The organism is Micromonospora cynarisoli (assembly GCF_030518815.1).
In the GTDB taxonomy this organism is placed as follows: Bacteria; Actinomycetota; Actinomycetes; order Mycobacteriales; family Micromonosporaceae; genus Micromonospora; species Micromonospora wenchangensis.
This window is the reverse complement of sequence record NZ_CP130426.1, coordinates 6,789,418-6,812,179: the sequence shown is the minus strand read 5'-3', so window position 1 is coordinate 6,812,179 and position 22,762 is coordinate 6,789,418. Positions and strand designations below refer to the sequence as shown.

23 protein-coding genes and 1 tRNA gene are annotated in these 22,762 nt (G+C 70.5%); 12 read left to right on the top strand and 12 right to left on the bottom strand.

Annotated features, from left to right (window positions below):
- Positions 1 to 36: 36 nt before the first annotated feature.
- Positions 37 to 1,338, bottom strand: a complete 1,302-nt coding sequence (locus Q2K16_RS30085) for a glycosyltransferase family 4 protein (protein WP_302741761.1) — start codon at positions 1,336 to 1,338, stop codon at positions 37 to 39.
- A gap of 157 nt (positions 1,339 to 1,495) precedes the next feature.
- On the opposite strand from Q2K16_RS30085, the gene Q2K16_RS30080 reads away from it, so the two are divergent.
- Complete coding sequence (locus tag Q2K16_RS30080; RefSeq protein ID WP_302741760.1) at positions 1,496 to 3,859, top strand: ATP-binding protein; 2,364 nt, start codon at positions 1,496 to 1,498, stop codon at positions 3,857 to 3,859.
- Here the strand turns inward: Q2K16_RS30080 and Q2K16_RS30075 are convergent.
- From Q2K16_RS30075 to Q2K16_RS30065, 3 genes are all read right to left on the bottom strand, one after another.
- Positions 3,816 to 6,650: a tetratricopeptide repeat protein gene (locus Q2K16_RS30075; protein ID WP_302741758.1), complete on the bottom strand. Its 2,835-nt coding sequence runs from the start codon at positions 6,648 to 6,650 to the stop codon at positions 3,816 to 3,818. The genes Q2K16_RS30080 and Q2K16_RS30075 overlap by 44 nt on opposite strands.
- A complete protein-coding gene (locus Q2K16_RS30070) occupies positions 6,647 to 7,393 on the bottom strand; it encodes a helix-turn-helix domain-containing protein (RefSeq protein WP_302741756.1) in 747 nt (248 codons plus the stop codon). The genes Q2K16_RS30075 and Q2K16_RS30070 overlap by 4 nt, the downstream gene beginning before the upstream one ends.
- Positions 7,394 to 7,489: 96 nt before the next feature.
- Complete coding sequence (locus tag Q2K16_RS30065; protein WP_302741755.1) at positions 7,490 to 7,843, bottom strand: hypothetical protein; 354 nt, start codon at positions 7,841 to 7,843, stop codon at positions 7,490 to 7,492.
- 384 nt (positions 7,844 to 8,227) lie between these two features.
- Between Q2K16_RS30065 and Q2K16_RS30060 the strand changes: the two genes are divergently transcribed.
- The 4 genes from Q2K16_RS30060 to Q2K16_RS30045 all read left to right on the top strand — a co-directional run bounded on the left by Q2K16_RS30060 (position 8,228) and on the right by Q2K16_RS30045 (position 11,881).
- Positions 8,228 to 8,617 carry an iron chaperone gene (locus Q2K16_RS30060; protein WP_302746664.1) on the top strand — a complete coding sequence of 130 codons (390 nt, stop codon included), beginning with the start codon at positions 8,228 to 8,230 and terminating at the stop codon, positions 8,615 to 8,617.
- A 58-nt stretch (positions 8,618 to 8,675) separates the two neighbouring features.
- A complete protein-coding gene (locus Q2K16_RS30055; RefSeq protein WP_302741754.1) occupies positions 8,676 to 9,122 on the top strand; it encodes a hypothetical protein in 447 nt (148 codons plus the stop codon).
- A gap of 99 nt (positions 9,123 to 9,221) precedes the next feature.
- Positions 9,222 to 11,480, top strand: coding sequence for a catalase (locus Q2K16_RS30050; RefSeq protein WP_302741752.1), 2,259 nt, complete (start codon positions 9,222 to 9,224; stop codon positions 11,478 to 11,480).
- 8 nt (positions 11,481 to 11,488) lie between these two features.
- On the top strand, positions 11,489 to 11,881 hold the full coding sequence (locus Q2K16_RS30045; protein WP_302741751.1) for an RICIN domain-containing protein: 393 nt from the start codon (positions 11,489 to 11,491) through the stop codon (positions 11,879 to 11,881).
- 211 nt (positions 11,882 to 12,092) lie between these two features.
- Here Q2K16_RS30045 and Q2K16_RS30040 read toward each other — a convergent pair whose 3' ends face one another.
- Positions 12,093 to 13,007, bottom strand: a complete 915-nt coding sequence (locus tag Q2K16_RS30040) for an NAD-dependent epimerase/dehydratase family protein (protein WP_302741750.1) — start codon at positions 13,005 to 13,007, stop codon at positions 12,093 to 12,095.
- 449 nt (positions 13,008 to 13,456) lie between these two features.
- Complete coding sequence (locus Q2K16_RS30035) at positions 13,457 to 14,194, bottom strand: hypothetical protein (protein ID WP_302741749.1); 738 nt, start codon at positions 14,192 to 14,194, stop codon at positions 13,457 to 13,459.
- Positions 14,195 to 15,143: 949 nt separating this feature from the next.
- Here Q2K16_RS30035 and Q2K16_RS30030 point away from each other — a divergent pair.
- Entirely contained in the window at positions 15,144 to 15,506 is a 363-nt protein-coding gene (locus Q2K16_RS30030; RefSeq protein WP_302741748.1) for a helix-turn-helix domain-containing protein, read from the top strand.
- A gap of 272 nt (positions 15,507 to 15,778) precedes the next feature.
- Positions 15,779 to 16,198, top strand: coding sequence for a tyrosine-type recombinase/integrase (locus tag Q2K16_RS30025; RefSeq protein ID WP_368052582.1), 420 nt, complete (start codon positions 15,779 to 15,781; stop codon positions 16,196 to 16,198).
- 59 nt (positions 16,199 to 16,257) lie between these two features.
- On the opposite strand, the gene Q2K16_RS30020 is transcribed toward Q2K16_RS30025, so the two are convergent.
- Both Q2K16_RS30020 and Q2K16_RS30015 read right to left on the bottom strand, forming a co-directional pair.
- Positions 16,258 to 16,329, bottom strand: a tRNA-Val gene (locus tag Q2K16_RS30020).
- A 56-nt stretch (positions 16,330 to 16,385) separates the two neighbouring features.
- On the bottom strand, positions 16,386 to 17,039 hold the full coding sequence (locus Q2K16_RS30015) for a TIGR02611 family protein (protein ID WP_302741747.1): 654 nt from the start codon (positions 17,037 to 17,039) through the stop codon (positions 16,386 to 16,388).
- 272 nt (positions 17,040 to 17,311) lie between these two features.
- Between Q2K16_RS30015 and Q2K16_RS30010 the strand changes: the two genes are divergently transcribed.
- Entirely contained in the window at positions 17,312 to 17,743 is a 432-nt protein-coding gene (locus Q2K16_RS30010; RefSeq protein WP_007457244.1) for an SsgA family sporulation/cell division regulator, read from the top strand.
- A 112-nt stretch (positions 17,744 to 17,855) separates the two neighbouring features.
- Here the strand turns inward: Q2K16_RS30010 and Q2K16_RS30005 are convergent, their stop codons facing one another.
- Positions 17,856 to 18,632 carry a glucose 1-dehydrogenase gene (locus Q2K16_RS30005; RefSeq protein WP_302741716.1) on the bottom strand — a complete coding sequence of 259 codons (777 nt, stop codon included), beginning with the start codon at positions 18,630 to 18,632 and terminating at the stop codon, positions 17,856 to 17,858.
- Between the two features lie 156 nt (positions 18,633 to 18,788).
- On the opposite strand from Q2K16_RS30005, the gene Q2K16_RS30000 reads away from it, so the two are divergent.
- A complete protein-coding gene (locus tag Q2K16_RS30000; protein WP_302741714.1) occupies positions 18,789 to 19,694 on the top strand; it encodes a helix-turn-helix transcriptional regulator in 906 nt (301 codons plus the stop codon).
- Positions 19,695 to 19,701: 7 nt separating this feature from the next.
- On the top strand, positions 19,702 to 20,157 hold the full coding sequence (locus Q2K16_RS29995; RefSeq protein WP_088642227.1) for an RrF2 family transcriptional regulator: 456 nt from the start codon (positions 19,702 to 19,704) through the stop codon (positions 20,155 to 20,157).
- 1 nt (position 20,158) lies between these two features.
- Here Q2K16_RS29995 and Q2K16_RS29990 read toward each other — a convergent pair whose 3' ends face one another.
- Complete coding sequence (locus tag Q2K16_RS29990; RefSeq protein ID WP_302741713.1) at positions 20,159 to 20,785, bottom strand: malonic semialdehyde reductase; 627 nt, start codon at positions 20,783 to 20,785, stop codon at positions 20,159 to 20,161.
- Positions 20,786 to 20,789: 4 nt separating this feature from the next.
- Positions 20,790 to 20,918, bottom strand: a complete 129-nt coding sequence (locus tag Q2K16_RS29985; RefSeq protein WP_302741711.1) for a hypothetical protein — start codon at positions 20,916 to 20,918, stop codon at positions 20,790 to 20,792.
- A 108-nt stretch (positions 20,919 to 21,026) separates the two neighbouring features.
- Here Q2K16_RS29985 and Q2K16_RS29980 point away from each other — a divergent pair, with 108 nt between their 5' ends.
- Positions 21,027 to 21,206, top strand: coding sequence for a DUF4236 domain-containing protein (locus tag Q2K16_RS29980; protein WP_007075522.1), 180 nt, complete (start codon positions 21,027 to 21,029; stop codon positions 21,204 to 21,206).
- A gap of 150 nt (positions 21,207 to 21,356) precedes the next feature.
- Positions 21,357 to 21,884: a potassium channel family protein gene (locus Q2K16_RS29975; RefSeq protein ID WP_302741700.1), complete on the top strand. Its 528-nt coding sequence runs from the start codon at positions 21,357 to 21,359 to the stop codon at positions 21,882 to 21,884.
- Here the strand turns inward: Q2K16_RS29975 and Q2K16_RS29970 are convergent.
- Complete coding sequence (locus Q2K16_RS29970) at positions 21,847 to 22,743, bottom strand: hypothetical protein (protein WP_302741698.1); 897 nt, start codon at positions 22,741 to 22,743, stop codon at positions 21,847 to 21,849. The genes Q2K16_RS29975 and Q2K16_RS29970 overlap by 38 nt on opposite strands.
- Positions 22,744 to 22,762 lie beyond the last annotated feature (19 nt).

Below are 22,762 nucleotides of genomic sequence, written 5' to 3'. Positions count from 1 at the left end.
CCCGCCCGCCGACGCACCGCCGGCGGGCGGACACCGTCAGCCCGGACTGACCCGCTCCGCCCGGCGGGTCTCGACTGTCGCCCTGTGCGCCACTTCCCCACCGAGCCTTGTCGAGCCGTCCCCTACAGCGTCGAGTAGCCCTCGCGCCGCGCCGCGCCACGTCCGGAGAGCGGCGACCGAACGACGAAGATGCGCTGCGTCAAGAAAAGCTGAGTCACGATCAACCAGCACTGCGGCGATGCGATGCGCCCAACGGACGACGTCATCCTCCGGCCGGAGCCCCACCGGCACCACCGCCCGAGCCAGGCGTGACCCCGGCAGGAGTTCCCGAAGCATCATGCCGAGGCCGCTGCGGTCGCTGACGAGGGCTGGCGTTCCGGCGGCGATCGCCTCGGTGCCGGCCAGCCCGAAACTCTCAGCCCGCGACGGCATGATGACGACGGTGGCGCGCCGCAGGTCCTGCCGCAGATGTTCAGCATCCGTCGTGAACGGCCGGACGGTGACCCGGAGTCCCCCGTCACCCGCCCAGGCGAGAATCCGGTCGCGCAAAGGCCCGCTCTCCCCTGGTGGGGCCCCACGAACGAGCAGCTCGACGTCCGGAGCATCCGCAGGAAGCAGGGTACGAGCATGCGCCACCGCTTGAGCGGCAAGGTCAACGCCCTTGATCCGATAGTCGGCCATCCTTCCGTACAGCAACAGCTGCACCGGCTCACCCGGAGGAGGTGTACGGGGCCCGTCGTCGAAGGGGTCGAGACCCGGATCAACTCTCAGCGGCTCGGGCTTGCCAGGAAGGACGGACAGGTCCCGACGCCACAGCGCATGCAGCCGGGGACCGACTGCGACGACATGAGTGGCGGAGCATGCCAGCTCCCACTCGATTCGGGCGCGGCTGTCAGCGCGTTCGCCGGCGTCCTCGACCTGCCCGTCGCGCCACCACTCCAGTTCGTCCGGGTCCATGTGCACCAGATGCAGCCGTGCAGCGGTCGGGAAGTGGTCTTCGACAAGGATTCGCGCCTGCGCCCCGGTGATCCGACCGTGCCCGATGACGATGTCCGGGGTGAGGCCTGCTGGAAGGTTGGGTCGTCGTGACAGGACGTGACGGGTGCTCATCCCTGGAACACGACGGGCGGTGAGCAGCGTCACGCCGTGGGCGGTCGCGTGACGACGTTCCTCCTCAGAGGCGGCAGGCACCACGCAGAGAGCCGTCGCCCCACAGGCAGCGAGGCCGATACAGAGACCACGGTTGAAGGTGCTGAGGCCACCACAGGCCGAGAACCACTCGGTGGCGACTGCCAACACGACGGGCCCGGGGGTAGCGGGAGAGGTGTGAATGTCCATGCCGGCAAGACTGGAGGGTGGGCCTGGGACCGGCGACACTTGTCCGGCGGTGCATGCATGCCGGACGATCCACCGGGACGCGGTGAGCTGTGCAGGGGCGGATACCGCGTCCGGCTCAGATCGTCCGGCACCGGACACCACGGGCGGGAGGTCATCGATGAAACCCCTCGGCGGCACTGAGCGAACCGCTCGGCATCGGTTCCGGGCGGGACTCGCCAGGGCGGTCGCCGAGCTCGGCGGTGACCGCGCCGCAGAGCTCGCCAGTGGTGTCAACAAGAGCATCTGGTACGACGCGAAGACCGGACGGTCGATACCCGACGAGCGCACGAGCTGGCCTGCCATGCGGATCCTGCTCTCCTCTCTGGCACCGGCCCGAACGGGAGTACGGGATTGGGACGGGCTCTATGCCGCCGTGGGGGTCGAGGTGGGCCGACGGCGACGTCCGGCGACGGCGACACCACCGGTCGCACCGCAGGAACGGCGACCGGTACCCCGCCAGCTTCCGCTTGCCTCGACGGTCTTCACCGGACGGGACACCGAGCTTGCCACCCTCGATCGGTTACTGCTCAACGCCGGGCTGACGACGCCAGCGATGGCGGTGGTGGCGGGTGCGCCCGGGACCGGCAAGACCGGGTTGGCGCTGCACTGGGCACATCGGACGGCGTCCGCGTTTCCTGATGGTGTCCTCTACGTCGATCTGCGTGGCTGGGGAACGTCCGAACCACTGCCGCCAGAGATGGTCCTTCCCGGCTGGCTACGGGCCTTCGGGGTGGAACCCGGCGAGTCACCGGCAGACCACGGCGCGATGCTACGAACCGTGCTGGATGGCCTCCGGGTGCTGATCCTGCTTGACAACGCCCGTTCGGAGGAGCAGATCCGCCCGTTGCTACCAGGTTCTCCGTCGTGTGCGGTGCTGGTCACCAGCCGACACGAGTTGCCCGGCCTGGCGGTGCAGCACGGTGCCGAAGTTCTCGCACTGGGTCTGCTACCCCCTGCCGAGTCACTACTGCTGCTGCAGACCGTGTTGGGCGAGCGGGTGGAACAAGAGCCAGCCGCCGCACGGGACATGACCCGCCTCAGCGGTCGCCTTCCGCTGGCCTTGCGAATTGTCGCCGAGCATGCGCGACGACGGCCGACCCGGACACTGACGAGCCTCGTCGACACCCTCGCGGGAGAGGCGAACCCGCTCGACTCTCTGGACAGCGAGGACCCCCGGTCCGACCCACGCACCGTCTTCTCGTGGTCATACCGCCAGCTCACCGACGAGGTGGCACGAACGTTCCGCATGTTCAGCCAGCATCCCGGTGACCTCATCGGGCCCCACGCGGTGGCGGCGCTGACCGGTTCGACGACCCGCCAGGCGGCTCGTCGACTCCAGGTTCTCACTCGCGCCCACCTCGTCGTGGAGTCCGGGCCCGCGCGTTACAGCATGCACGACCTGCTCCGCAGATACGCGGAGGAACTGGTTTACCAGCACGACGATCCGGCGTCGGTCGACTCGGCTCGGCTGGCGCTGATGCGGTACTACCTGCACGCCGTTCGTCGGGCGGAAACGGTTATCGAGCCGCACCGCTACCGACCTGTCCTACCGCCGGGGCCCGACATTGGCGATCCCGCCCATGTCGCAGACCGCGCTGCCGCCCTGGCCTGGCTCGACGCCGAATGCGCCAACGTGGTGGCGCTCTGCCAGCAGGACCTTCCTGTCCTCGATTCTCTGCGCTGGCGTCTGGCGTTCGAGATCAGGGCGTACTTCTTCCTGACCAAGCGCACCTCCGAATGGGTGGCGAGTCACGAGGCTGCCCTCGCTGCCACAATCCGCGCCGAAGACCGACATGGGGAGGCTATGACCCGCAGCAACCTGGGGTTGGCCCGGCACGAGCAGGGCGACGACGACGGGGCGCTGCGTGAGTACCAGCACGCCCACCGGTGCTTCCTCGCGGTCGATGATCTGCACGGCGTGAGCAACACACTCGCGCACCAAGCGGCGATCTACCGTCGACGGTCCGATTTCGAGACGTCACTCGAGCTCGGCGGGCGGGCTCTGGCCTTCTACCGCCGCGCCAACCAGCGCCGCAACGTGGCAATCACCCTACGGGGCCTCGCGGTGGCCGAGGTGGAGACCGGCCGCCACGACGACGCCGAGCGGCACCTCGCCGAGTGTCTGGTGATCTGCGCTCAACTCGGCATGGTGATGGATGCCGCCCGCGCCCAGCACACTCTCGGGCGACTGCTGCTGCTGGACGGCCGTCTTGCCGAAAGTGCTGCGGCGTTCAGGGCGGCAGCCAGATACAGCGAGCAGTGTGGCAGCAGATTCGAGCGGGCTCTCGCACTGCGCGGACTGGGCCAGGTCGCTGCCCTGAGCGGCGATGTCGGGCAGGCACGGGCGTGGTGGCAGGAGTCGCTGAGCGCGCTACGGATCCTCGGCTCGGCCAAGGCGGACGAGGTGGCGTCGGAGCTGGCGGCCCTGCCGCAGCAGCTCACGCCGATCCAGCCAGAAGACCACCGATCCACTCGTGGATGAGCCGGGCTGCCTCCACGTCTCGTGGGTCGGCGGTGTCAGCCGCTTCCGCGAGGCCCTCCGACGCGTCCTCAGCCAGAACCGCCGCAGTCTCCACCTGGCCGTCAAGGTGGTCGGCGAGCGCCATCGCGTACGCTAGATATGCGGTCGCCACCATGGTACGGGGATCGTCACACCCGAGGGCGTCCACCCGATACTGCTGGCAGGCCATAGCGGCCTGTTGGAGGGCTAGCTCCGCATCGACGTGGTCGCCGTCGAGGCGCACCTGATAGGGAGTCATTCCGGTCGGTGACAGTGCCGGCGGGTGGACGGTGGAACGGACGACGCGGAGTTCCGGCTCGCCGCGAAGCAGATTGGCCATGGTGATCCGCGTCGAGGGGTGGCCGGGTCGCGTGGCAAGCCGCCGAACCAGCAGGTCCGCGAAGGAAGCCGCGCCGGGTCGGTCCAGCTCGCTCCTGATGACGAGCTCGTTCTCCCACGCGTCGAGAGTGTCGGGATGGTCCGGGCCGAGCAGCGCTGCCCGTTGCTCGCGCAGCCCGGTGGCAACGCGGAGGGCATCTTCCAGCCGACCGAGCGCACGTAGGTTGAGCGCCAATCCGTTGCGGGCGTCCAACGCGCCGGGCTCGTCGGGGCGGGCCACCTTCCGCCAGCGGGCGTCCGCTGCGGTCCAGAGATGATGCGCCACCCGGTGATGCCGGGTCCGCTCGGCCGGAGTCCGTCCCAGCCGGTCCCGGACGATGGCCAGGTTGCCCAGCGCAAACAGAGTGTCACGATGCAACGGCCCCAGTTCAGGGTGGGCCCGACGCGCCCGGTAGACCTCCGTCAGAATCCGGTGGGCCCTGTCGACCTCCCCGGACAACAGATACCCGACGGCGACGTTGTTGTGGGCGGTCACGGTGTCGACGGCGGTCGGCCCCAACGCACGGACCAGCCCTTGGTGAGCCTCGGTTTTCAACCGTAGAGCGGTTGAGTAGTCGCCTTCGGCCTCGTACGCGATCGCCAGGCCGATCCGGACCACCTGTTCAGTGATCGCATCCACTGACGGGAAGAGGCAGACCTGGTGAAGAGCCCGGAACGTCGCCAGGCCGGCGCTACTCTCTCCCGCCTCGATCTGCACCCGGCCGGCTTCGTTCACCAGATACCGTCCGACCGCGTCGACGTTCCACCGGTCACCGCCGGGCAGCAGGCCTGCGACCGCCCGGACGTGAGGCAGGAACGGCAACACTACGCCGTGACGGTACCCGTCCCGGGTCTGCTCGACGGCGTCGGTGAGTTCGGCGAGCGCGGCATCGCGCAGACGTGTCCGGCGGCTGGCCGGATGAACCCAGATCCGGATCGTCCGGGCCACCATGGCGTGCATCAGGTAGCCGTCGGTACCGTCATGGTCGAGTAACCCCCGTTGCACCGCCTGGCCAAGTCCGTCGTGCACGGGCCCGGGCACGCTGCTGCGCGTCCGCCGGACCATCCCCACGAGGAGGTCCACCGGTATGACGGCCGGTGCCAGCACGCTTGCCGCGCACAGCAACTCCCGGGTGGCGGGATCGAATGCGTCGAAGCTCCGCAACAGGGTGTTCGCGAACGGCTGCGCGCAGCCGGGCGGCAACTCCTCGCGCAGCTGCGAGGCGGCGGATTCCAAGTGGTCGGGCTCGACCTCGGTCAACTCGATAAGCAGCCCCTGGTAATTGGAGAAACCTGGAAGAGTGGTCAGGCCGGCCGCCAGCGTCAGCCCGAGCGCATGGCCGTCGAGCAGCCGCACCACGGCGCGGGCGGCCCGGCGGTCCACGTTGTCGGTCGGGCCACGGTAGGAGGTGAGCAGCGCCTCCCCGTCGTCGACACCGAGTGGAGCGAGAGCCAGTTCCGCATGGGCGACCCGGCCACGGGAGGTGAGCAGTGTCCGTCCGAGTCGGGTCGGGGCACACAGCTCTGCGAGGAAGCCACGACCGGTGGTCGCCGGAACATCGTCGATGATCCACAGATACGGCTTGGCGAGCCGGTCCAGTGCAGCCGCCAGGTCGTCGGGGCCAGCGGCACCCAACCGGGAGGCGATCGCCGCGAGCTGTTCGGCGTAACTCTGGCGCAACAGGGCCTCGCTGGCCCGGCCGGCGCGGCTGCCATCGAGCCGGAGGACGAACACTCCCCCGGGATGGTCCCGGTAGAACCAGCGGGCGTACTGGAGGCAGAGTGCGGTCTTGCCGATCCCGCCCGGTCCCCGGACCGCGACGACGGGGTGTTCCAGAGTGGCGTTCTTCTCTCTGGCCCGCAGCTTCTCGTGCAACTCCCAGACGTCGGCGGCGCGGCCACGAAACCGGACGCCGCTCGGCACCTCGGCCGGGAGCCACTGGGGGTTCAAGCGGGGTGGGGCCGCACCGAAGGGCCGGTCGGTGGCGTCGACGTGCCGACCGATAGCGGCGGCGAGATCCGCCAGGGGCCGGGCCGCTGCGGGTAGCCGCATCGTCGTGAGTTGTCGTGGCCGTACCTCTTCGGCGCTCACGCCGCGGGTGACCGCCATCACCCGCGACGTATCACCGTCGTCGAGGTCGTAGGCGGCGGTCAATGCGGTGTGAAGTTCGGCCCGGCAATGCGGGCTCATGGGGAAGCGTGGGGTGATCAGTGCCACGAGGGTACGAGAGGCGAGCAACGCTGCCTCCACCGAAGGCGTCAGCGGTGCGAAGTCCTCTCCGGTGAGCACATCGAGAAAAACCGACCGGCCCGCCGCTTCCAACGCTTCTCTCAAGGATGACGCGGCCTCAAAGTCCTCGGACTTGTAGCAGAGGAAGACGTCCCAGCTGGTCACCCGTCCTCGCCGCAGTCAGCACAGCGCTCCAGATCCAACCAGTTGGCCCTGTCGAGGGTGTCCGGAGTGAGTGGTTCGTGGCCGAACTCGACGCGCAACGCCATCCGGAACGACCACAGCGCCAGGGCATAGGAGTGGTAGGCCCGGTGGTATTCCCGCGATTTCAGACGTGCCCCACGACGGACCTCGTCGCGGACAGCGATCAATCGTAGGAAGACCATCTCACCGGAGGTAACCAGCGGCTTCGACGCCGTCACAAGCAACTGCTCGCGAGCCCGGTAGAGGCCGGCATCGTGTACGGCACGGTTTGCTTCGGCGAGGAGCTTCCCGGCCGGCATGTCCCGCTCGGCTACCTGCCGCAGTCCGTCGTGGGCCGCATCGAGGGCGAGCATGTAGGTGACGCCACTGGCCAGGTTCGGGGGTAGCGGGACCGACGTGGTGAGCGGCGGCGGTAGATCCCGGAGCCGCGACGGTTCGCCGGTGGTCCGGGTCGGGCGCATAAGCACGAGCCGGGCCAGCGCGCCGCCGGTAGCGAGAATCGCGTCGCAGCGTCGGGCCAGTGTGACATTGCCCGGGGCCCGGCCGGTCTCCACCTTGCTCAGGTAGCCCCGACTGTAGTTGACCTTCAGGGCCAGGTCGGCAAGGGAGAGCCCCGCCGCCAACCGGAACCGTCGCAACTGGTAGCCCAATGTTTCCTCCGTCTGACCGGCCGACTCCTCGCGGCCGTCTGAGTCAGTGCTCAACGCGCACCGTCACGAAGGAAACGCACCGAGCAAGTATATCAATGTCCGGTTCGGCGGCCCCTGACTCGGAGCCGCCGGACCATGTCTCCCGCCTGCTCAGCAGGCCGGCGTCGACACCTGATTGGCCACCAGCGACGAGTGGATGTAGCCGGAGGTGGGGCTGTTCACCCGGAACCAACGGTTTGACGCGTAGTTGGAGCTCGGCGGGTAGACCCACTGCGAGTCGATCCAGCAGACCATGGTCACGCCGGTGCCGTTGCCGTAGTAGCCGTTCGACGAGCAGCCGGTGTTGGCACAACTGCGGATGTTCGCGCCTCCGGAGTTGGAACTGATGGAAGGTCCGGCGGCGTGAGCAGGCGAGGCGGCCAACGCTCCGACGGCAGCAGCCACACTGACGATCGCCGCCACCCGGCCGAGACGGTGAGCGACAGTGGTTCGGGTGTTCGGCATGCTTTTCTCCTCAAGTTTGGGAAATGCGAGCGGTATGCCCTGCACTCACCAGAGTCAGGTCGAAGCCCTCAATGCCGGTAGACGTTTCCTGTCGCACGCCCCTCCAGGAGACAAGGCAACACCTCACTCGTGGCCCGCGCCCGAGCCACCCGCTCGGAACCGGAACCGGGAGTCCCTCGACCGCTGCTTTCACCAGCCCGGTCAGGAATCGAGAAGCCGTCGGTCGGGCTGGACCATAACCTTTACCCAGGTGGCCGGCAGGGTGCCGCGCCCCGCACGGCGACAGAGGGAGCCCGCGTGTCCACGAAGAAACCGACCACCGCGTCCGACGGCGGCACCACCGGGGAGGCCGGCGACGGGTTCACCGCCGAGGAGCGGGCCGCGATGCGGGAGCGTGCCGCCGAGTTGCGGGCCGAGGGGCGCAAGGGCGCCAAGAAGGCCGACGGCATGCAGGCGGTCCTGGACCGGATCGCCCAGATGGCCCCGGCGGACCGGACGCTCGCCGAGCGGGTGCACCTGACGGTCACCACGGCGGCCCCGCAGCTGTCGCCGAAGACCTGGTACGGGATGCCCGCGTACGCCAACGAGGACGGCAAGATCGTCGTCTTCTTCCAGGACGCCGGCAAGTTCAACTACCGGTACTGCACCCTCGGCTTCCAGGAGTCGGCCCACCTCGACGACGGTGACCTGTGGCCGGTGTCGTACGCCCTGCGGACGTGGACCCCGGCGGTGGAGAAGCGAATCCGGGACCTGGTGACCACGGCGGTCTCCTGACGGTCGCCCGCTCGGGCGGGGCTGGTGTCAGCGCCGCGCAGGCGGGTACGCGGGGAGGATGACGCCCACCAGCAGGGCCCTGATCGCCGGTGCGGCCGGCGCGTCCGCCCTCAACGCCGTCACCTACCTCGACATGGCGCTGCGGGCCCGGCCGGCGAGCAGCGCCGCCGAGGACAGCGCCGGCCGGCTGGCCGACCTGGCCCACGTCGACCTCGGTGACCAGCGTACGGCCGCGAACCGCCGGTCCGGGCTCGGGCCGTTGCTCGGCTACGCCACCTCGGTGGCCGCCGCGGCCGGTTACGCGGCGGCGGGCGGTCGGCGGTTGCCGCTGGCCGTGTCCACCCTGGCGCTGACCGGCCTGGCCATGATCGGCTCCAACGGTCCGCTGACCCTGCTGCGGGTCACCGATCCCCGGACCTGGTCGGCCACCGACTGGATGACCGACGTGGTGCCGCACCTGGCGTACGGCGCGGTCACCGCCGTCACCCTGCGCGCGCTGCGCTGAACCGCCACGGGTGACGGCCGACACCGGTGTGTTTTGCTCCGGGATGCCCGGGTAGGGGAGGAACACCCGTTCCCCGCTCCACGAAGAGGTGCCACCCAGATGGAATCCCGCAAGCCGACCGAGGTCGTCAAGGACGTGGTGGACGCCGCGGCCGAGAAGGTGTCCCACCTGATGACCCCCGAGGTCCCCGGAGCGCCCGGCAGCGCTCCGCCGACCGTCGACGAACCCACCACCCCGCACGACCCGCTGCCACCGAAGAAGGAGCAGGGCGCACCGGAGACCCGTACGCCGACCGGCGCGGCCACCGGCGCGCCCACCGGCGCCAACGGCCAGCAGGGTGCGTTCCTCACCACCTCGCAGGGTGCCCGGCTGCACGACACCGACCACTCCCTGAAGGCCGGCTCGCGTGGGCCGACGCTGCTCCAGGACCACCACTTCCGCGAGAAGATCACCCACTTCGACCACGAACGCATCCCGGAGCGGGTGGTGCACGCCCGGGGCGCGGGCGCGCACGGCGTCTTCACCGGGTACGGCGCGGAGGAGGTGACCCGGGCCGGCTTCCTGCGCAAGGGGAAGGAGACGCCGGTGTTCGTCCGGTTCTCCACCGTCCTGGGCTCCCGGGGCTCGGCCGACACCGTGCGGGACACCAGGGGCTTCGCCACCAAGTTCTACACCGACGAGGGCACCTTCGACCTGGTCGGCAACAACATGCCTGTCTTCTTCATCCAGGACGCGATCAAGTTCCCGGACATCATCCACGCCGGCAAGCCGCACCCGGACCGGGAGATCCCGCAGGCGCAGAGCGCCCACGACACCTTCTGGGACTTCGTCTCGCTGCACACCGAGGCGCAGCACCACACGATGTGGAACATGTCCGACCGGGGCATCCCGCGCTCGTACCGGACCATGGAGGGTTTCGGGGTGCACACCTTCCGGCTGGTCAACGAGGCCGGGGCGACGGTGCTGGCGAAGTTCCACTGGAAGCCGAAGCTGGGCGTGCACTCGCTGGAGTGGGAGGAGGCGCAGCTGCTCAGCGGCATCGACCCCGACTTCCACAGGCGTGACCTCTACGACGCCATCGAGGCCGGCGCGTACCCGGAGTGGGAGCTCGGCCTCCAGGTCTTCCCGGACACCCCGGAGGAGACCTTCGCCGGCATCGACCTGCTCGACCCCACCAAGATCGTGCCGGAGGAGCTGGCGCCGGTACAGCCGGTCGGTCGGCTGGTGCTCAACCGGACGCCGACGAACTTCTTCGCCGAGACCGAGCAGGTCGCCTTCCACCTCGGCCACCTGGTGCCGGGCATCGACGTCACCAACGACCCGCTGTTGCAGGGGCGGCTGTTCTCGTACGTCGACACGCAGCTCACCCGGCTGGGCGGGCCGAACTTCTCGCAGATCCCGATCAACCGGCCGCATGCGCCGGTCAACGACATGCTCCGCGACGGGTTCCACCAGCACGCCGTGCACGCCGGGGTCGCGCCGTACCGGCCGAACTCGCTCGACGGGGGCAACCCGTTCCCGGCCGGGGACGCCGAGAACGCGTTCGTCGACGTGCCGGTGACCGTGGCCGAGGCTCCGAAGGTCCGGGCCAACCCGGCCTCCTTCGACGATCACTTCAGCCAGGCCCGGCTGTTCTGGCTGAGCATGTCGCCGGTGGAGCGGGAGCACATCGTCCGGGCGTACACCTTCGAGTTAGGCAAGTGCTACCACCAGGCGATCCGGGAACGGCAGGTGCAGTGCCTGGCCAACATCGACCCGGTGCTCTGCGCGCAGGTGGCCACCGGCCTGGGCCTGCCGACGCCGGAGCCGACCGTGCCGCTGGCCGACGTCGCGCCCAGCCCGGCGCTGTCCCAGCTCGGCCGCACCTGGCCGGCCGACGGCCGTACGGTCGGCATCGTGGTCGACGCCGACACCGGCACCGACGACGTCGAGCAGGTACGCCGGGAGGTGTTCGCCGCGGGCATGGTGCCGCTGGTGATCGCCGCGCACGGCGGCACGGTGGGCGACCTGACGGTACAGCGGACCTTCGCCACCGGCCGCTCGGTCGAGCTGGACGCGCTGCTGCTGGCCGGGGCCCCCGCGCCGGCGCCGGACGCGCTGCCGGCCCGGGACGCCAAGGCGGGCGCGGCGGACGCCACCGTCGTCGATCCCCGGGTGCTGCTGCTGGTGCAGGAGTGCTGGCGGCACGCCAAGGTGATCGGCGGTTGGGGCGCGGGCGTGCGGGTGCTGGAGTTGGCCGGGGTGGCCGGCGCGGCGGGCGTGGTGGCCGGTGACTCGCCGACAGCCGTGCTCGCCGACGCGCAGCGCCTGCTGGCCGCGCACCGGGTCTGGGACCGGTTCCCCGCCTCGATCTCCTGACCATCGGGTTGTCGACGGGTGCCCGGCGCAGTGCGCGGTGGGCACCCGTCGCGGCCGGCGGCGGCACTCCCCCGCCCACCAGGCCGCCACCCACCACTCCCCCACCACCGACGACGCCACCAGCGACCACGCCGCCACCGGGCACGACGTCCGCCGTACGCAGCGTCTCCGCCGGCCGGTACCTGGACGTCAACGGCGCGACGCAGACCACCGGGGCCACCACCATCGTCTGGGACTGTCACGGCCAGGCCAACCAGTCGTGGACCTCGACCGGCAGCCAGGAGCTGCGGGTCTACGGCACCACGTGCCTCGACGTCGACAACGCCGGCACCACCAACGGCACGTCGGTGATCATCTGGGACTGCAACGGCGCGACCAGCCAGCGGTGGAGTCGCGGCTGAGCCGGTGCGCCCGGTTGCCCGGCACCTGTCGACGACGTGCCGCTGCGGGGCGCGCCCGCCCCGGCCCTCGACAACCGACGACCCGCCCGGATCGCCGAGATCACCGCCGCCCCGGAGACCCTCGCCGGCAGCTCACCTCGCAGACGCTCCCGCGGCTGCCCCGCGGCACCGGGCCGACGGAGGGGTGGACGCCGCGCCCCCGGCGGCGGAGCTAGGCGGTGGGGGCGAAGGTCTCGCGCAGCGCCGGTTCCAGTGACCGGCCGGTGGTGGGTTCGACGAACAGCTCGGCCAGCAGCAGGCCGGCGAGGTGAGTGGGGTTGAGGCCCGCCTCCCGGCGGGCGAGGCCGTGCAGCAGGCCACCGCAGCCCAGCGCGGCACGTACGGCGGGGGCCGGCAGGCGGCCGACCCGACGCGGCTGGCCGACGGCGGCCGCGATGCGGGTCATCATGGCCGCCCAGGTGAGATTCTCGTCGGCGACCGGGACGTCCGCGCCGCGTGCCTGTTCGAGCGCGTCGGCGGCGACCTCGGCCACGCTGCGCGCCGAGGCGGCGGCGGTGCCGCCGACGGGGACCGCCAGCGGCGACCGGGACCGTGCCCACCGGTCGAGCGGGCCGGCCCAGTTGGGCAGCCGGTCGCCGACCCGGCCGAAGACGAACGGCAGCTCCAGCACGGTGACCGGGAGCTGCGGGCCGGCGGCGGCGCGTGCCTCGGCGGCCTGTTCCCGCCGGCACCTGATGTAGACGTGCCGCTCCACCAGCCGCCACTGCGGATGCAGCCGGTCGAAGAAGGTGTAGTACGACCCGGTCAGGACCGCCCGGGTGAGGCCCTCGGCACGGGCGGCGGTGAACAGGCGTACCACCGGGTCGACGAGTTCGCGGCGCAGCAGCGGGTGGATCGGCCGGGGCAGCACCCGCTGCTCGTCGGCGCGGGTGGCGAGGACGACTCCGTCGTGGCCGGCGAGCAGTGGCCGCAAGTCGTCGGTGGTGGCGGACTCGACGTCGAGCAGGTGGTCGACGCCGGGCCAGGCGGTACGGGCCACCGTGGTCACGGTGTGACCCCGCCCGCGCAGCACCTCGACGACGTGCGCGCCGATCAGGCCGCTGCCACCCACCACAAGGATTCTCACGTCTCATCGTCCACTGCGGACCCGACCGCTTGTCAAGCCCGCGAGGACGCCACCGTGCCCCCGCCCCACATCTGCGTGGCCGCACTCGGACTCCGGAGAAACCGACGCGACGGGCCACGGGGCAGATGCCGGAAAAGCGAGGCAGGACAACGGCCTCGTGTCGCGCCCCAGCGCCTCGGCGGATCGCTCACCCGTAGCCGGGCTGCTGTTCTTCACTGCTGCAACGCGGCAGAAAGGCCACCTCCCGAATTCGGGAAGCGGCCTCTGACCTGCGGAACTGAGAGTGGGCGATGCTGGTATCGAACCAGCGACCTCTTCGGTGTGAACGCCAGCATGGCGCACCATCGCCTATCAGCTGGTGCCATCCGGTGTCATTGAGCATGCCTGTCATCCTGTCCGCCGCCAAGGGTTGTCAACGACGGTTGGAGCTTTCGCTGCCTCCGTGCTGCCTACGGTGCGTGGGTGCTGTGCTCCTTGGTGGGCGGCTGCGACTTACCCTCAGCGACTTCGCCTCTGGCTTTGAGATGGCTGGGCAAGATGTGTGCTCGGAGAACATGCTCCGAGTCTTCCAGCGGCCATGGTCGCGGCTCGGTTGGATACTTCTTCGGACCGCCTCTCGGGTCACCGATGCCCAGATCCACCCGATAGGCATACGAGAATTCCAGCGTCCGATCGCGCAGAATGTTCGTCAGCAAAAACCACAGGATGTCGTCGGTTTCTTTCTCGTGGAAAGATAGCTCGCGATTGCCCCCGCGTGCCGTCACTGCGTCTAGCATTTTGCGCTGAGCGACGGCCATGTCGCCGTGTAGACGAACCATCTGCTCTCCGGCTCGAACAACCTCGTAAGAGCGGGCGAGCCGACGTACCACGTCAAGCGCCGCAGCGAGGTCTGCCATGACTGGGCTGGGAAAGGCGGCAATCTCATCGTCTGTTGGAGGCGTTCCGCCATCCCTGATCGTTAGTCCAATCTTCCTTAAACGTTCGTTGCGGTCCACCTGCTGCCTATGGAGTTCCAAGAAGCGTTCGTAGGCATCTCGTCTCTCGGATAAGAACAGGGACGCGTCATCTTTCTGCTGCTTCCGTCGCTCTGCCCTGCCGTCGTAGAGCATCTTCAGCAGGACGCCAGCCAGCGCAGCTCCTGCTCCGATACCGGCAGAGACGATCGGGACGAATTCGGGCGCAACCATCGAGCCTCCGTAGTCCGAGCACTGACAGCAGCGTACGCAACCGAAGCCTCCCTGCCCGTGACGCTGCTGCCATCCCGTCTGCCGCCGACCCACACACCGTGGAGCAGGTCAGGGCCAGGGTGACAAGGTGGAGCGCCCTACTGGACGAACGACCTTGTCGCCCTGGCCCTGATCTGCTCGGCTCTGCCTGGGTCGGTGGCTGGCGGGATGGCATCCCACCCCCACCACCCACCCACCGCAACGTTCGGCAACTCCATCCCGGAGTCGTCTGGCCCCCGCCGGAGGCACAGCCCTAACCCCAACCCGCCACCACCCACCGCCCCCTTCCCCACCCTCACCCCTTCCCTACCTCGGACCCGTGAGCGGCCGGCGGATTCCGTTCGGCAACTTCGTCCGACCGGCCGTCGACCGGTCCGAGGTGAGACGTCACGTGGTGGTAGACCGTCCGGAGGATCGGGGTTGTCGTCCTGGTCCCGGTGGTCTCCGGGATTCGTCACCGGTTCCCTTCACGGAACCAGTGGGTGACGCGCGGGGCGGGCGTGGGCTTCGGGCCGGCTGACTTTCCGCCCCGCCGCCGAAGGCGAGCGGGGCGGCGGCTCCGCAGGAGCCGGTTACCGCGCCCGGCCCGCGCCGCGCGGAGCGCGCTTGATCTAGTACAGGCCAATTCGGCAACAGATCACAGGCAGCTCCGAGCCGACCAAGCCCAACACGACACTCACCTCGAACGTTCGCCCTCGGATCGCGCCTCACGCAGGCTCCGCTGGCCTCCTACTCGGCGCCCGTTCCGCCATCTATTTGCGCCTTGGCCATCTTCACCAACGGGGACGCCGCTCGGAACGCCTAGCTCACCAGCTCTCCCGGCTCCTGCCTCCCTCGCGCTCCCCGCCGCTCCACATCGCTCCGCCGGGACTACTTGTCCCGATCGGGACAGCAGATGTAGCATCGAGACATGGGCAAGCGCCAGCGTCGACGTGATCGACAGGAAACTCCCGAGACGACCCGCACGCCAGCACCCCAAGCAGAGCGCTCGTTCACCGCTGGGCGGTACCGCTACGAGGTAATCCCAACGCCGGACCTGCCCGAACAGGAGCGGGCAGCGGCGGTCAGCAGAATCGCCGGCTTCGGAGCAGAACGCCTACGGCTACTCAAGGAGCTAGAGCAGGTTGACGAGACGCTACGACCGCGCGTCCTACAGGCGGCAGCCGCCGGGGTGCCGTACCGGCGCATCGCGGAGTTGACCGGCTACTCCCGCTCGGCAATCAGCCGCTGGGGCCAGCCCACCAACGATGGTCACGACGTGACAGCCACATAGAGAAGTGGGGCCACGGCCGCTGCAACGGACGTGACCCCGTAACCGATTCGAAGGAGTCCAAGCCATGTCGAATCAGCCGTCCACCATTCTGGCCGAGACCGAGCAGGGATGGCAGCCCTGGCTGCTGTGCACCGACTGCTCGGGCAACGGCGGACGCAACGAGTGGGTGTTCACGTCGCCGGAGACGGGAACCGAAGTTCTCGAATGGGTCCCTTGCCGGTCATGCCGGACCACGGGAGGCCGCCGTCCTTGACGACTGAAGATCCCCAGTCCTGGCACAGACCATTCACCTGGGCCGGGAGAGCCTACCCCACGAAACGAAGGGCTTCGCTGCGCGCAGGCTGGCCAGTGGACAGCATGGACACCGCCACACGGTCGAATCCGGCGACGATGGCCTGATCTTCGTCGCCCGGTCCGGCCAAGCGCTACGGCGCGGTACGTTCCGCGCTCGGGTGTGGAAGCCATCGCTACAGCGGGCCGGCCTTCCGATCGGGCTGCGGTTCCACGACCTATGCCACTCGTACGCGACGTGGCTCGTCTCCGACGGCGTCCCGATCAACGACGTCGCCAAGGTGATGGGACACGAGCAGACATCCACCACGCTGAACCGGTACACGCACTCCACCGGCGAACGTGACCGCCGGGTGCTGGCATCGTTCGCTGCCTTCTCGCTGCCTCCCGGCCAGCATTGATCGACAGAAACGACTCAAGGCCCCTCAATCGAGGGGCCTTGAGCTTGCTATATCGAGGGTGGGCGATGCTGGTATCGAACCAGCGACCTCTTCGGTGTGAACGAAGCGCTCTCCCACTGAGCTAATCGCCCTCAGCGCCGTTGACTCTACCCGATCGTGCGGCGGAGCCAAAAACCCGGGGTGCCGGTCAGGTCGCGGCGAGGTGGTGCCGCAGTTGGGCGACGAGGTCGATGCCGAGGCCGTACTTGAGCGAGAGCCAGAGCACCACGGCGACGAAGACCAGGCCGACGGAGCCGAGCAGGAACCGTACGGCCAGGGAGCGGGTGGTGGCCCACCGGGTCCAGGCGTGGACGTGGCGGCGGGTGAAGCCGAGCAGCCGGCGGGCCCAGTGGAACTCGACGGCCCAGATGGCGAGGCCGGCGATGACGATCAGCCAGCCGGGACCGGGGAGTGGGATCAGGGCGATGCCGACGGTCACCACGATCGCCCCGGCGACGGCGATGAATATCTTGAGGGCGACCCGGCCGGTGGGGTTGGCCCGGATCAGGTCGAGGGTGGTGCGCACCCGCCACCGCCAGCCGGTGGGGCGGGCGGCGAGGGCGGTCCGGCCGGATCGACCTCCGCCACCGCGGGCGCGTCCGGTGACCGGTCGGGCCCGGCCACGGGAGTTGCGGGGGACGCCGGCGACTCGACCGGCACGACCGGCGTCGGAGGTCGTCCGACCGTCTCGGTCCGGTGGCTTGATAGGCACCCTGTCACCCCGCCTTTTGGCTGCTCGGGCCCCTACTTTCGGTGACTCGGCCCTACTCGCCGCATCCACTGAGGAACGCTTCGTGGCCATTTCACCCCCCAGTGTCGTCCCGGCCCGTCACTTGCGCAGACCACTGGACGTTACCGGAGTAAGTCGACGACTGAACCACCCGACTTCGGACGGGCTCCCGACTGGGTAGAACCGGAAATCCTACAAGAATTCTCACATTCTCGCGGCGATTCGGACCCCCTTCCCACCACTGGGTGAAGTCAGCGTATGGCGGAGCGTAGCCAGCAGTAGCACCTGAGTATGGGAAAAGCGGGACACGCGCGTTCCGCAGCGGTGCCGGGGGGAGAACGTCCATGAGTGTCATCCGACCGACGACCGTAGAGGTCGAGACGTCGCTAAGGCTCGTCGCGCCTGACGCCACCGCCTTGCCGGTGCGTGCCAGCCTGCGTTACGACCCTGCTGACCCGTATGCGGTCCATGTCCTGTTCCACGCCGAATCGGCCGGCGGCGAGGCGGTGAGCTGGTCGTTCGCCCGCGAACTGCTGGTCACCGGCCTCGACGAGCCGGCGGGCATCGGCGACGTGCGGGTCTGGCCCTGGGCCACCCCGCGCGGCGACTTCGTCGCGCTGGCCCTGTCGTCGCCCGACGGCAACGCCCTGTTCGAGGTCCCGCGCAGCGTGCTGGTGCGTTTCCTGCGCCGGACGTACGTCGTCGTCCCGCGTGGCCGGGAGGCCGAGCACCTGGACGTCGACACGGCGGTGAACCGGCTGCTCGCCGGTCGCTGACCAGTCTGCCCCGGAGCCGCGCGGATCTGCCGAGTCCGCGCGGTTCCGGCCGTCCACCGCCCGGGTACGCGCCACGCCGCCCGGGCACGTCACCACCCGTCGGGTACGCCGGTCAGCCGTGCGTGGTGATGCCCCCGTCCACCGGGATCACCGCGCCGGTCAGGTAGGCACCGGCCCGCGACGACAGGAAGATCGCCGCGCCGGCCATGTCGTCGGGGCGGCCGATCCGACCGAGCGGCACCTGCTGCGTGATCGCCGCCCGGGTCGCGGGGTCGTCCAGGGCGAAGGCCATCATCCTGCTCTCGAACGGGCCGGGGGCGATCGCGTTGACCGTGATCCGCTCGGCGGCGAGCTGGTGGGCGAGGCTGCGGGTGAGCATGTGCACGGCGGCCTTGGTGGCCGAGTACGCGTACACCTCCATCGCCGGCACCCGGAGCCCGTCGATCGAGCCGATGTTGATCACGCGGGCCGGGTCGTCGTCGGAGGCCGCCGCCCGCAGCGCCGGCAGCAGCGCGGTGGTGAGCCGGAACACCGCCTTCACGTTGACCGCCCAGAGCTTGTCGAACGCGCTCGCCGGGTACGACTCCAGCGGCGCACCCCAGGTCGCCCCCGCGTTGTTGACCAGCACGTCGAGCCGGTCGTACCGCTCGCGGACGGCGGCAGCGAGGGCGTCGGCCCCCGCGTCGTCGCCGAGGTCGGCGGGGATCGCCTCGCACCGCCCCTCGGCGGACAACTCCTTGGCCACCGCCTCGCACACGTCGGCCTTGCGCGACGAGATGACCACCGTGGCCCCGGCCCGGACGAAGCCCCGGGCGATCATCAGCCCGATCCCCCGGGAGCCCCCGGTGACCAGGACCGTCTTGCCGTCGACCGAGAACAGATCCGTCATGAGCACCCCATCGCGCGTCGCGGTCCTTACCGATCGGTAACGTAGCCCGGCCCCGGCGGCCGGACAACCCCACCGGGGGCACCCGTCCACCGCAAGCGCGACAGAGTCCCGTCGCCGGGATGCGACCTCGGCCGTCCCCGGTTACGGTCGAAGACGATGGTCCCTTCCGGTCAGCTCTCCCCGGCAACCCGTCCCGACCTGCCCCGCCCCGAGATCGACATCCTGGAGCTGGGCGACCTCGTCCCCGGCACGGGCGCGCCCCGGCCGGTCCTGCTCGACGACGATCTGCTCGTCCTGGTCACCGGCGGGCACGGCCTCGTCGAGCTGGACTTCCGGGCGCTGCCCTGCCGCCCCGGCACCCTGCTGCGGGCCGCCCCCGGTCAGGTGCTGCGCTGCCCCGCGCGGCTCGACGCGGTCGTGCTCCGCTGGCACGCCGACGCGCTGCGCGGCCTGGACGTCGACCCCGACGCCGTGCCGCAGCACCACCAGCTCACCGGCCCGGACGAGGACGCCGTCATCAACGAGGTCTCCCAGCTGGTGGTGGACCACCGCCGGCACCGCGCCGATCCGGCCGCGCACGCCCTGCTCCGGCACCAGCTCGCGGTGCTGCTGATCCGGCTCGCCCTGCTGCCCGGCGTCCGCGACTCCGGCGGGACGCCCGACGACACCGACCCGCAGCGGACCGAGACCGCCACGTTCCGCCGGTTCTGCCGGGAGGTGGAGGCGGGGTACCCGTACACCAGGCGGGTGGAGGACTATGCGGCCCGGCTGGGCTGCTCGGTGCGTACCCTGACCCGGGCCTGCCTGGCGGTGACCGGGCGCAGCGCCAAGCAGGTGGTCGACGAGCGGGTCGCGCTCCAGGCCCGCCGGCTGCTCGCCGCCACCGACGAGCCGGTGGCCGGGATCGGTCGGCAGCTCGGTTTTCCCGAACCGACGAACTTCGGCCGCTTCTTCACCCGCGAGGTGGGAGTGAGCCCGGGGGCGTTCCGGGCCGCCCGGGACCGTCCGCCGTCGCGGCTCGTCCGACCTCGGCGACCCGCCGACCCCGACGGACGGGCATGATGGCAGGGTGCAGATCTCCGCGCGCGGCGACTATGCGGTCCGAGCGGCCCTGAGCCTGGCCACCGCCTACCCCTCCCTGCTCTCCACCCAGGCGATCGCCAGCGAGCAGGACATGCCGCGCAAGTTTCTCGAAGCGGTCCTGGCCGACCTGCGTCGGGCCGGCGTGGTCCGTGCGCAGCGCGGCGCCGAGGGCGGCTACACCCTGGCCCGGCCGCCGCGCGAGGTCACCGTCGGGGCGATCCTGCGCGCCGTCGAGGGCCCGCTGGCCGGGGTACGTGGGCTGCGCCCCGAGGAAACCCGGTACGAGGGCTCGGCCGAGAACCTCCCCCGGCTCTGGGTGGCGGTGCGTGCCGCCGTCCGGCAGGTGCTCGACGAGGTGAGTCTCGCCGAGGTGGTCAGCGGGCGGCTCCCGGCGCACGTCCGCAAGCTGACCACCCTGCCCGACGCGTGGGAACCGCGCTGAGTCACCGCGTCTCGATCACCTCGTCGGCGGTGAGCCGGGGCAGCCGCTCCCGCCAGGCGTCCGGCCCCGGGCGGCCGATGTTGACCAGCAGCAGCACCTCGTGCCGGCCCTCGGGGAAGAACTCCCGCTGCACCCCGGCCGCGTCGAAGCCGGCCATCGGCCCGGCGGCGAGTCCGGCGGCACGGACCCCGATCAGGAAGTAGCCGATCTGGAGGGTGGCGTTGAACCGGGCCTGGGCGACCCGGTCCGCCCGGTCGGCGAGCCACTCCCGCGCCTGCGGCTGGTGCGGGAACAGCACCGGCAGCCGCTCGTGGAAGTCGACGTCGGCGGTGAGCACCGCCACCAGCGGCGCGTCGGCCGTCTTGGCCCGGTTGCCCCGCGACACGTACGGCAGCAGCCGGCTGCGGGCCGCCGTCGAACGCAGCAGCAGCACCCGCAGCGGTTGACCGTTGAGCGCGGTGGGGCCGTACCGGATCAGCTCGTGGATGGCAGCGACCTGCGCGTCGTCCACCGGGTCGGCGGTGAACGTGTTGGCCGTGCGGGCCGCCCGGAACAGCAGGTCCTGGGCGGCCGGGTCGAGGGCGAGCGGAGACCCGTCGGTGCGTCGGTGCGCGTCCCGCTGTGACATGCGCTCATGCTGCCGGCAGCGGGACGACCAGATCAACGATCTTCCAGAACATGGGACTTCCATCGCCGTCTCTGCTTCCCGTCATCTTCACCTGCTTCTTCCACACCGCAACACCTGTCGGCTTGATAGGCATTGCCGGCACCGTCCAGCCCGGACCGGAGCAGGTTTCGGTTTTCGTGGATGCGGGCATCTATCGGGCCGAGACGGCAACGACGACAGGGAACGCGAAGGGAGCGCCACGATGGGTCTGATGTTCCGGAAGCGCAAGAAGTACGGGCCGATCATCCTGAACTTCACCGAGAACGGCTTCTCGTCGTGGAGCATCAAGATCGGTCGCTGGTCGTGGAACTCCCGGGCCAAGGCGCACCGCGTCGACCTGCCGGGCCCGCTGTCCTGGAAGCAGGACAAGTCCCGGGCGTGAAGCCCTTTCGTCGAACGGGGTGCCGGTGGTTCACCGGCACCCCGTTCGACGTTCACCCCCGGCCCGCCGCCGGCCGGGATAGACGTCCCCGTCCCCGGTCGGGTTCGGCATTCGCCGGATCGGGGCGTCACGACGGCGCAGAATCGCCGCATGGCGAGCGACGACGGACACTGGGCGCGGATGCGGCGGCACACCCTGGCGGCCTGCGTCCTGCTGGTGGTCAGCTACTTCCTGATCCCGTTGGAGCCCGACCCTAACGGGCTGCGGCTGACCCTGCGGGCCGTGGGCACCCTGCTGCTGATCGGCGTGGTCACCGTCCTGGTCACCCGTCAGGTGGGCCGCCAACTCGGGGCCCGCGCCCCGGTCGGCGAGGACGAGGTCCGCTCGTTGAGCCGGCTGGTGGTGGCGCTGGTCGCGGGGTTGCTCGCGTTCGCGGTCGCCGACTACGTGGTGGCGGGCAGCGGGCCGGGCCAGTTCTCCGGGCTGCGTACCCGGTTGGACGCGCTCTACTTCGCCCTGGCCACCCTCACCACGGTCGGCTACGGCGACGTGCACGCCCAGGGGCAGCTCGCCAAGGCGATCGTCTGCGTGCAGATGGTGTTCAGCATCGGGGTGATCGCCACCGGCGCGTCCATCGTGGTCAGGCAGTTGACCGGGCGGCCGGGGCGGGGCCGATGATCAGCACGTCCCCGCCGAGCCGCCCGTGCTCCGGGTCCCGGGTGACCGCACCGGCGTCCAGCAGCTCGGTCAACGCCCGCCCGGCGTCCCCGGCCCGGTAGGCGGTCGCGGTCAGCGTGTGCCGACGCAGCTCGGTCACCGTACGCGGGCCATGGCGGGTCAGCTCGGCCAGCAGCGCGTCGCGCAGCGGACCGGTCGGCGGATCCGCCACCACGTCGAGCAGACCACCGGCCGGGTCCCGGTGACGGACGGCGGATTCGACGTCGGCTTCGCTGGCCCAGAGTGCTTCCTTGAAGGCCTCCAGGCTCTTGTCCAGCCCGGTGCCGAACGCGACCAGGCGGGCCGGTGTCCCGTCGGCGGGGACCAGCTCGACCTCGGTGACCAGGGGGAACCCGGCGGCGGTCAGGGCCGGCCGCAGGGTGGTGGCGGTGGTGGTCAGCAGCACCTCGGCCGGCCGGCCGGTCGTCGTGGCGGCCAGCAGCGCCGGCTCCGGTGCCGCGCCGTCGACCAGGGTGAGCAGTGGCGCTCCGGCCGCGCCGGCGGCCTTGAGCACCACCGGCAGCCGGGTCGGACCGCCGGGCACCACGTGCACGGCCACGTCGCCGGGCAGGCCGGCCTCGACGACGCCGAGCCGGGCGGGCAGTTCGGGGCCGCCGTCGGCGAGCACCAGCACGGTGAGCCGACAGCCCCGCAGCCGGTCGGCGAAGCCGGCCACCACCCGCAGGGCCGCCTCGGCGGTGCCGGGGTCACCGGCGTACGCCAGCGCGAGGGTGGCCCGCCGGGAGCGGTGCAGGGCCCCCGGCAGCCAGTGGTCGAGCTGACGGACGAGCAGTCCGCCCAGGACGGCGTCGATCGACATCCTGTCGTTCTACCGTACG

Coding starts and splice junctions, on each gene's coding strand:
- Q2K16_RS29980 (WP_007075522.1), top strand. CDS start 21,027: ATGGGTCTGATGTTCCGGAAGCGCAAGAAGTACGGGCCGATCATCCTG.
- Q2K16_RS30060 (WP_302746664.1), top strand. CDS start 8,228: ATGCGGGAGCGTGCCGCCGAGTTGCGGGCCGAGGGGCGCAAGGGCGCC.
- Q2K16_RS29975 (WP_302741700.1), top strand. CDS start 21,357: ATGGCGAGCGACGACGGACACTGGGCGCGGATGCGGCGGCACACCCTG.
- Q2K16_RS30050 (WP_302741752.1), top strand. CDS start 9,222: ATGGAATCCCGCAAGCCGACCGAGGTCGTCAAGGACGTGGTGGACGCC.
- Q2K16_RS29985 (WP_302741711.1), bottom strand. CDS start 20,918: ATGCCTATCAAGCCGACAGGTGTTGCGGTGTGGAAGAAGCAGGTGAAG.
- Q2K16_RS30085 (WP_302741761.1), bottom strand. CDS start 1,338: ATGGACATTCACACCTCTCCCGCTACCCCCGGGCCCGTCGTGTTGGCA.
- Q2K16_RS30035 (WP_302741749.1), bottom strand. CDS start 14,194: ATGGTTGCGCCCGAATTCGTCCCGATCGTCTCTGCCGGTATCGGAGCA.
- Q2K16_RS30030 (WP_302741748.1), top strand. CDS start 15,144: ATGGGCAAGCGCCAGCGTCGACGTGATCGACAGGAAACTCCCGAGACG.
- Q2K16_RS30005 (WP_302741716.1), bottom strand. CDS start 18,632: ATGACGGATCTGTTCTCGGTCGACGGCAAGACGGTCCTGGTCACCGGG.
- Q2K16_RS30010 (WP_007457244.1), top strand. CDS start 17,312: ATGAGTGTCATCCGACCGACGACCGTAGAGGTCGAGACGTCGCTAAGG.
- Q2K16_RS29970 (WP_302741698.1), bottom strand. CDS start 22,743: ATGTCGATCGACGCCGTCCTGGGCGGACTGCTCGTCCGTCAGCTCGAC.
- Q2K16_RS30055 (WP_302741754.1), top strand. CDS start 8,676: ATGACGCCCACCAGCAGGGCCCTGATCGCCGGTGCGGCCGGCGCGTCC.
- Q2K16_RS30080 (WP_302741760.1), top strand. CDS start 1,496: ATGAAACCCCTCGGCGGCACTGAGCGAACCGCTCGGCATCGGTTCCGG.
- Q2K16_RS29990 (WP_302741713.1), bottom strand. CDS start 20,785: ATGTCACAGCGGGACGCGCACCGACGCACCGACGGGTCTCCGCTCGCC.
- Q2K16_RS30065 (WP_302741755.1), bottom strand. CDS start 7,843: ATGCCGAACACCCGAACCACTGTCGCTCACCGTCTCGGCCGGGTGGCG.
- Q2K16_RS30000 (WP_302741714.1), top strand. CDS start 18,789: ATGGTCCCTTCCGGTCAGCTCTCCCCGGCAACCCGTCCCGACCTGCCC.
- Q2K16_RS30015 (WP_302741747.1), bottom strand. CDS start 17,039: ATGGCCACGAAGCGTTCCTCAGTGGATGCGGCGAGTAGGGCCGAGTCA.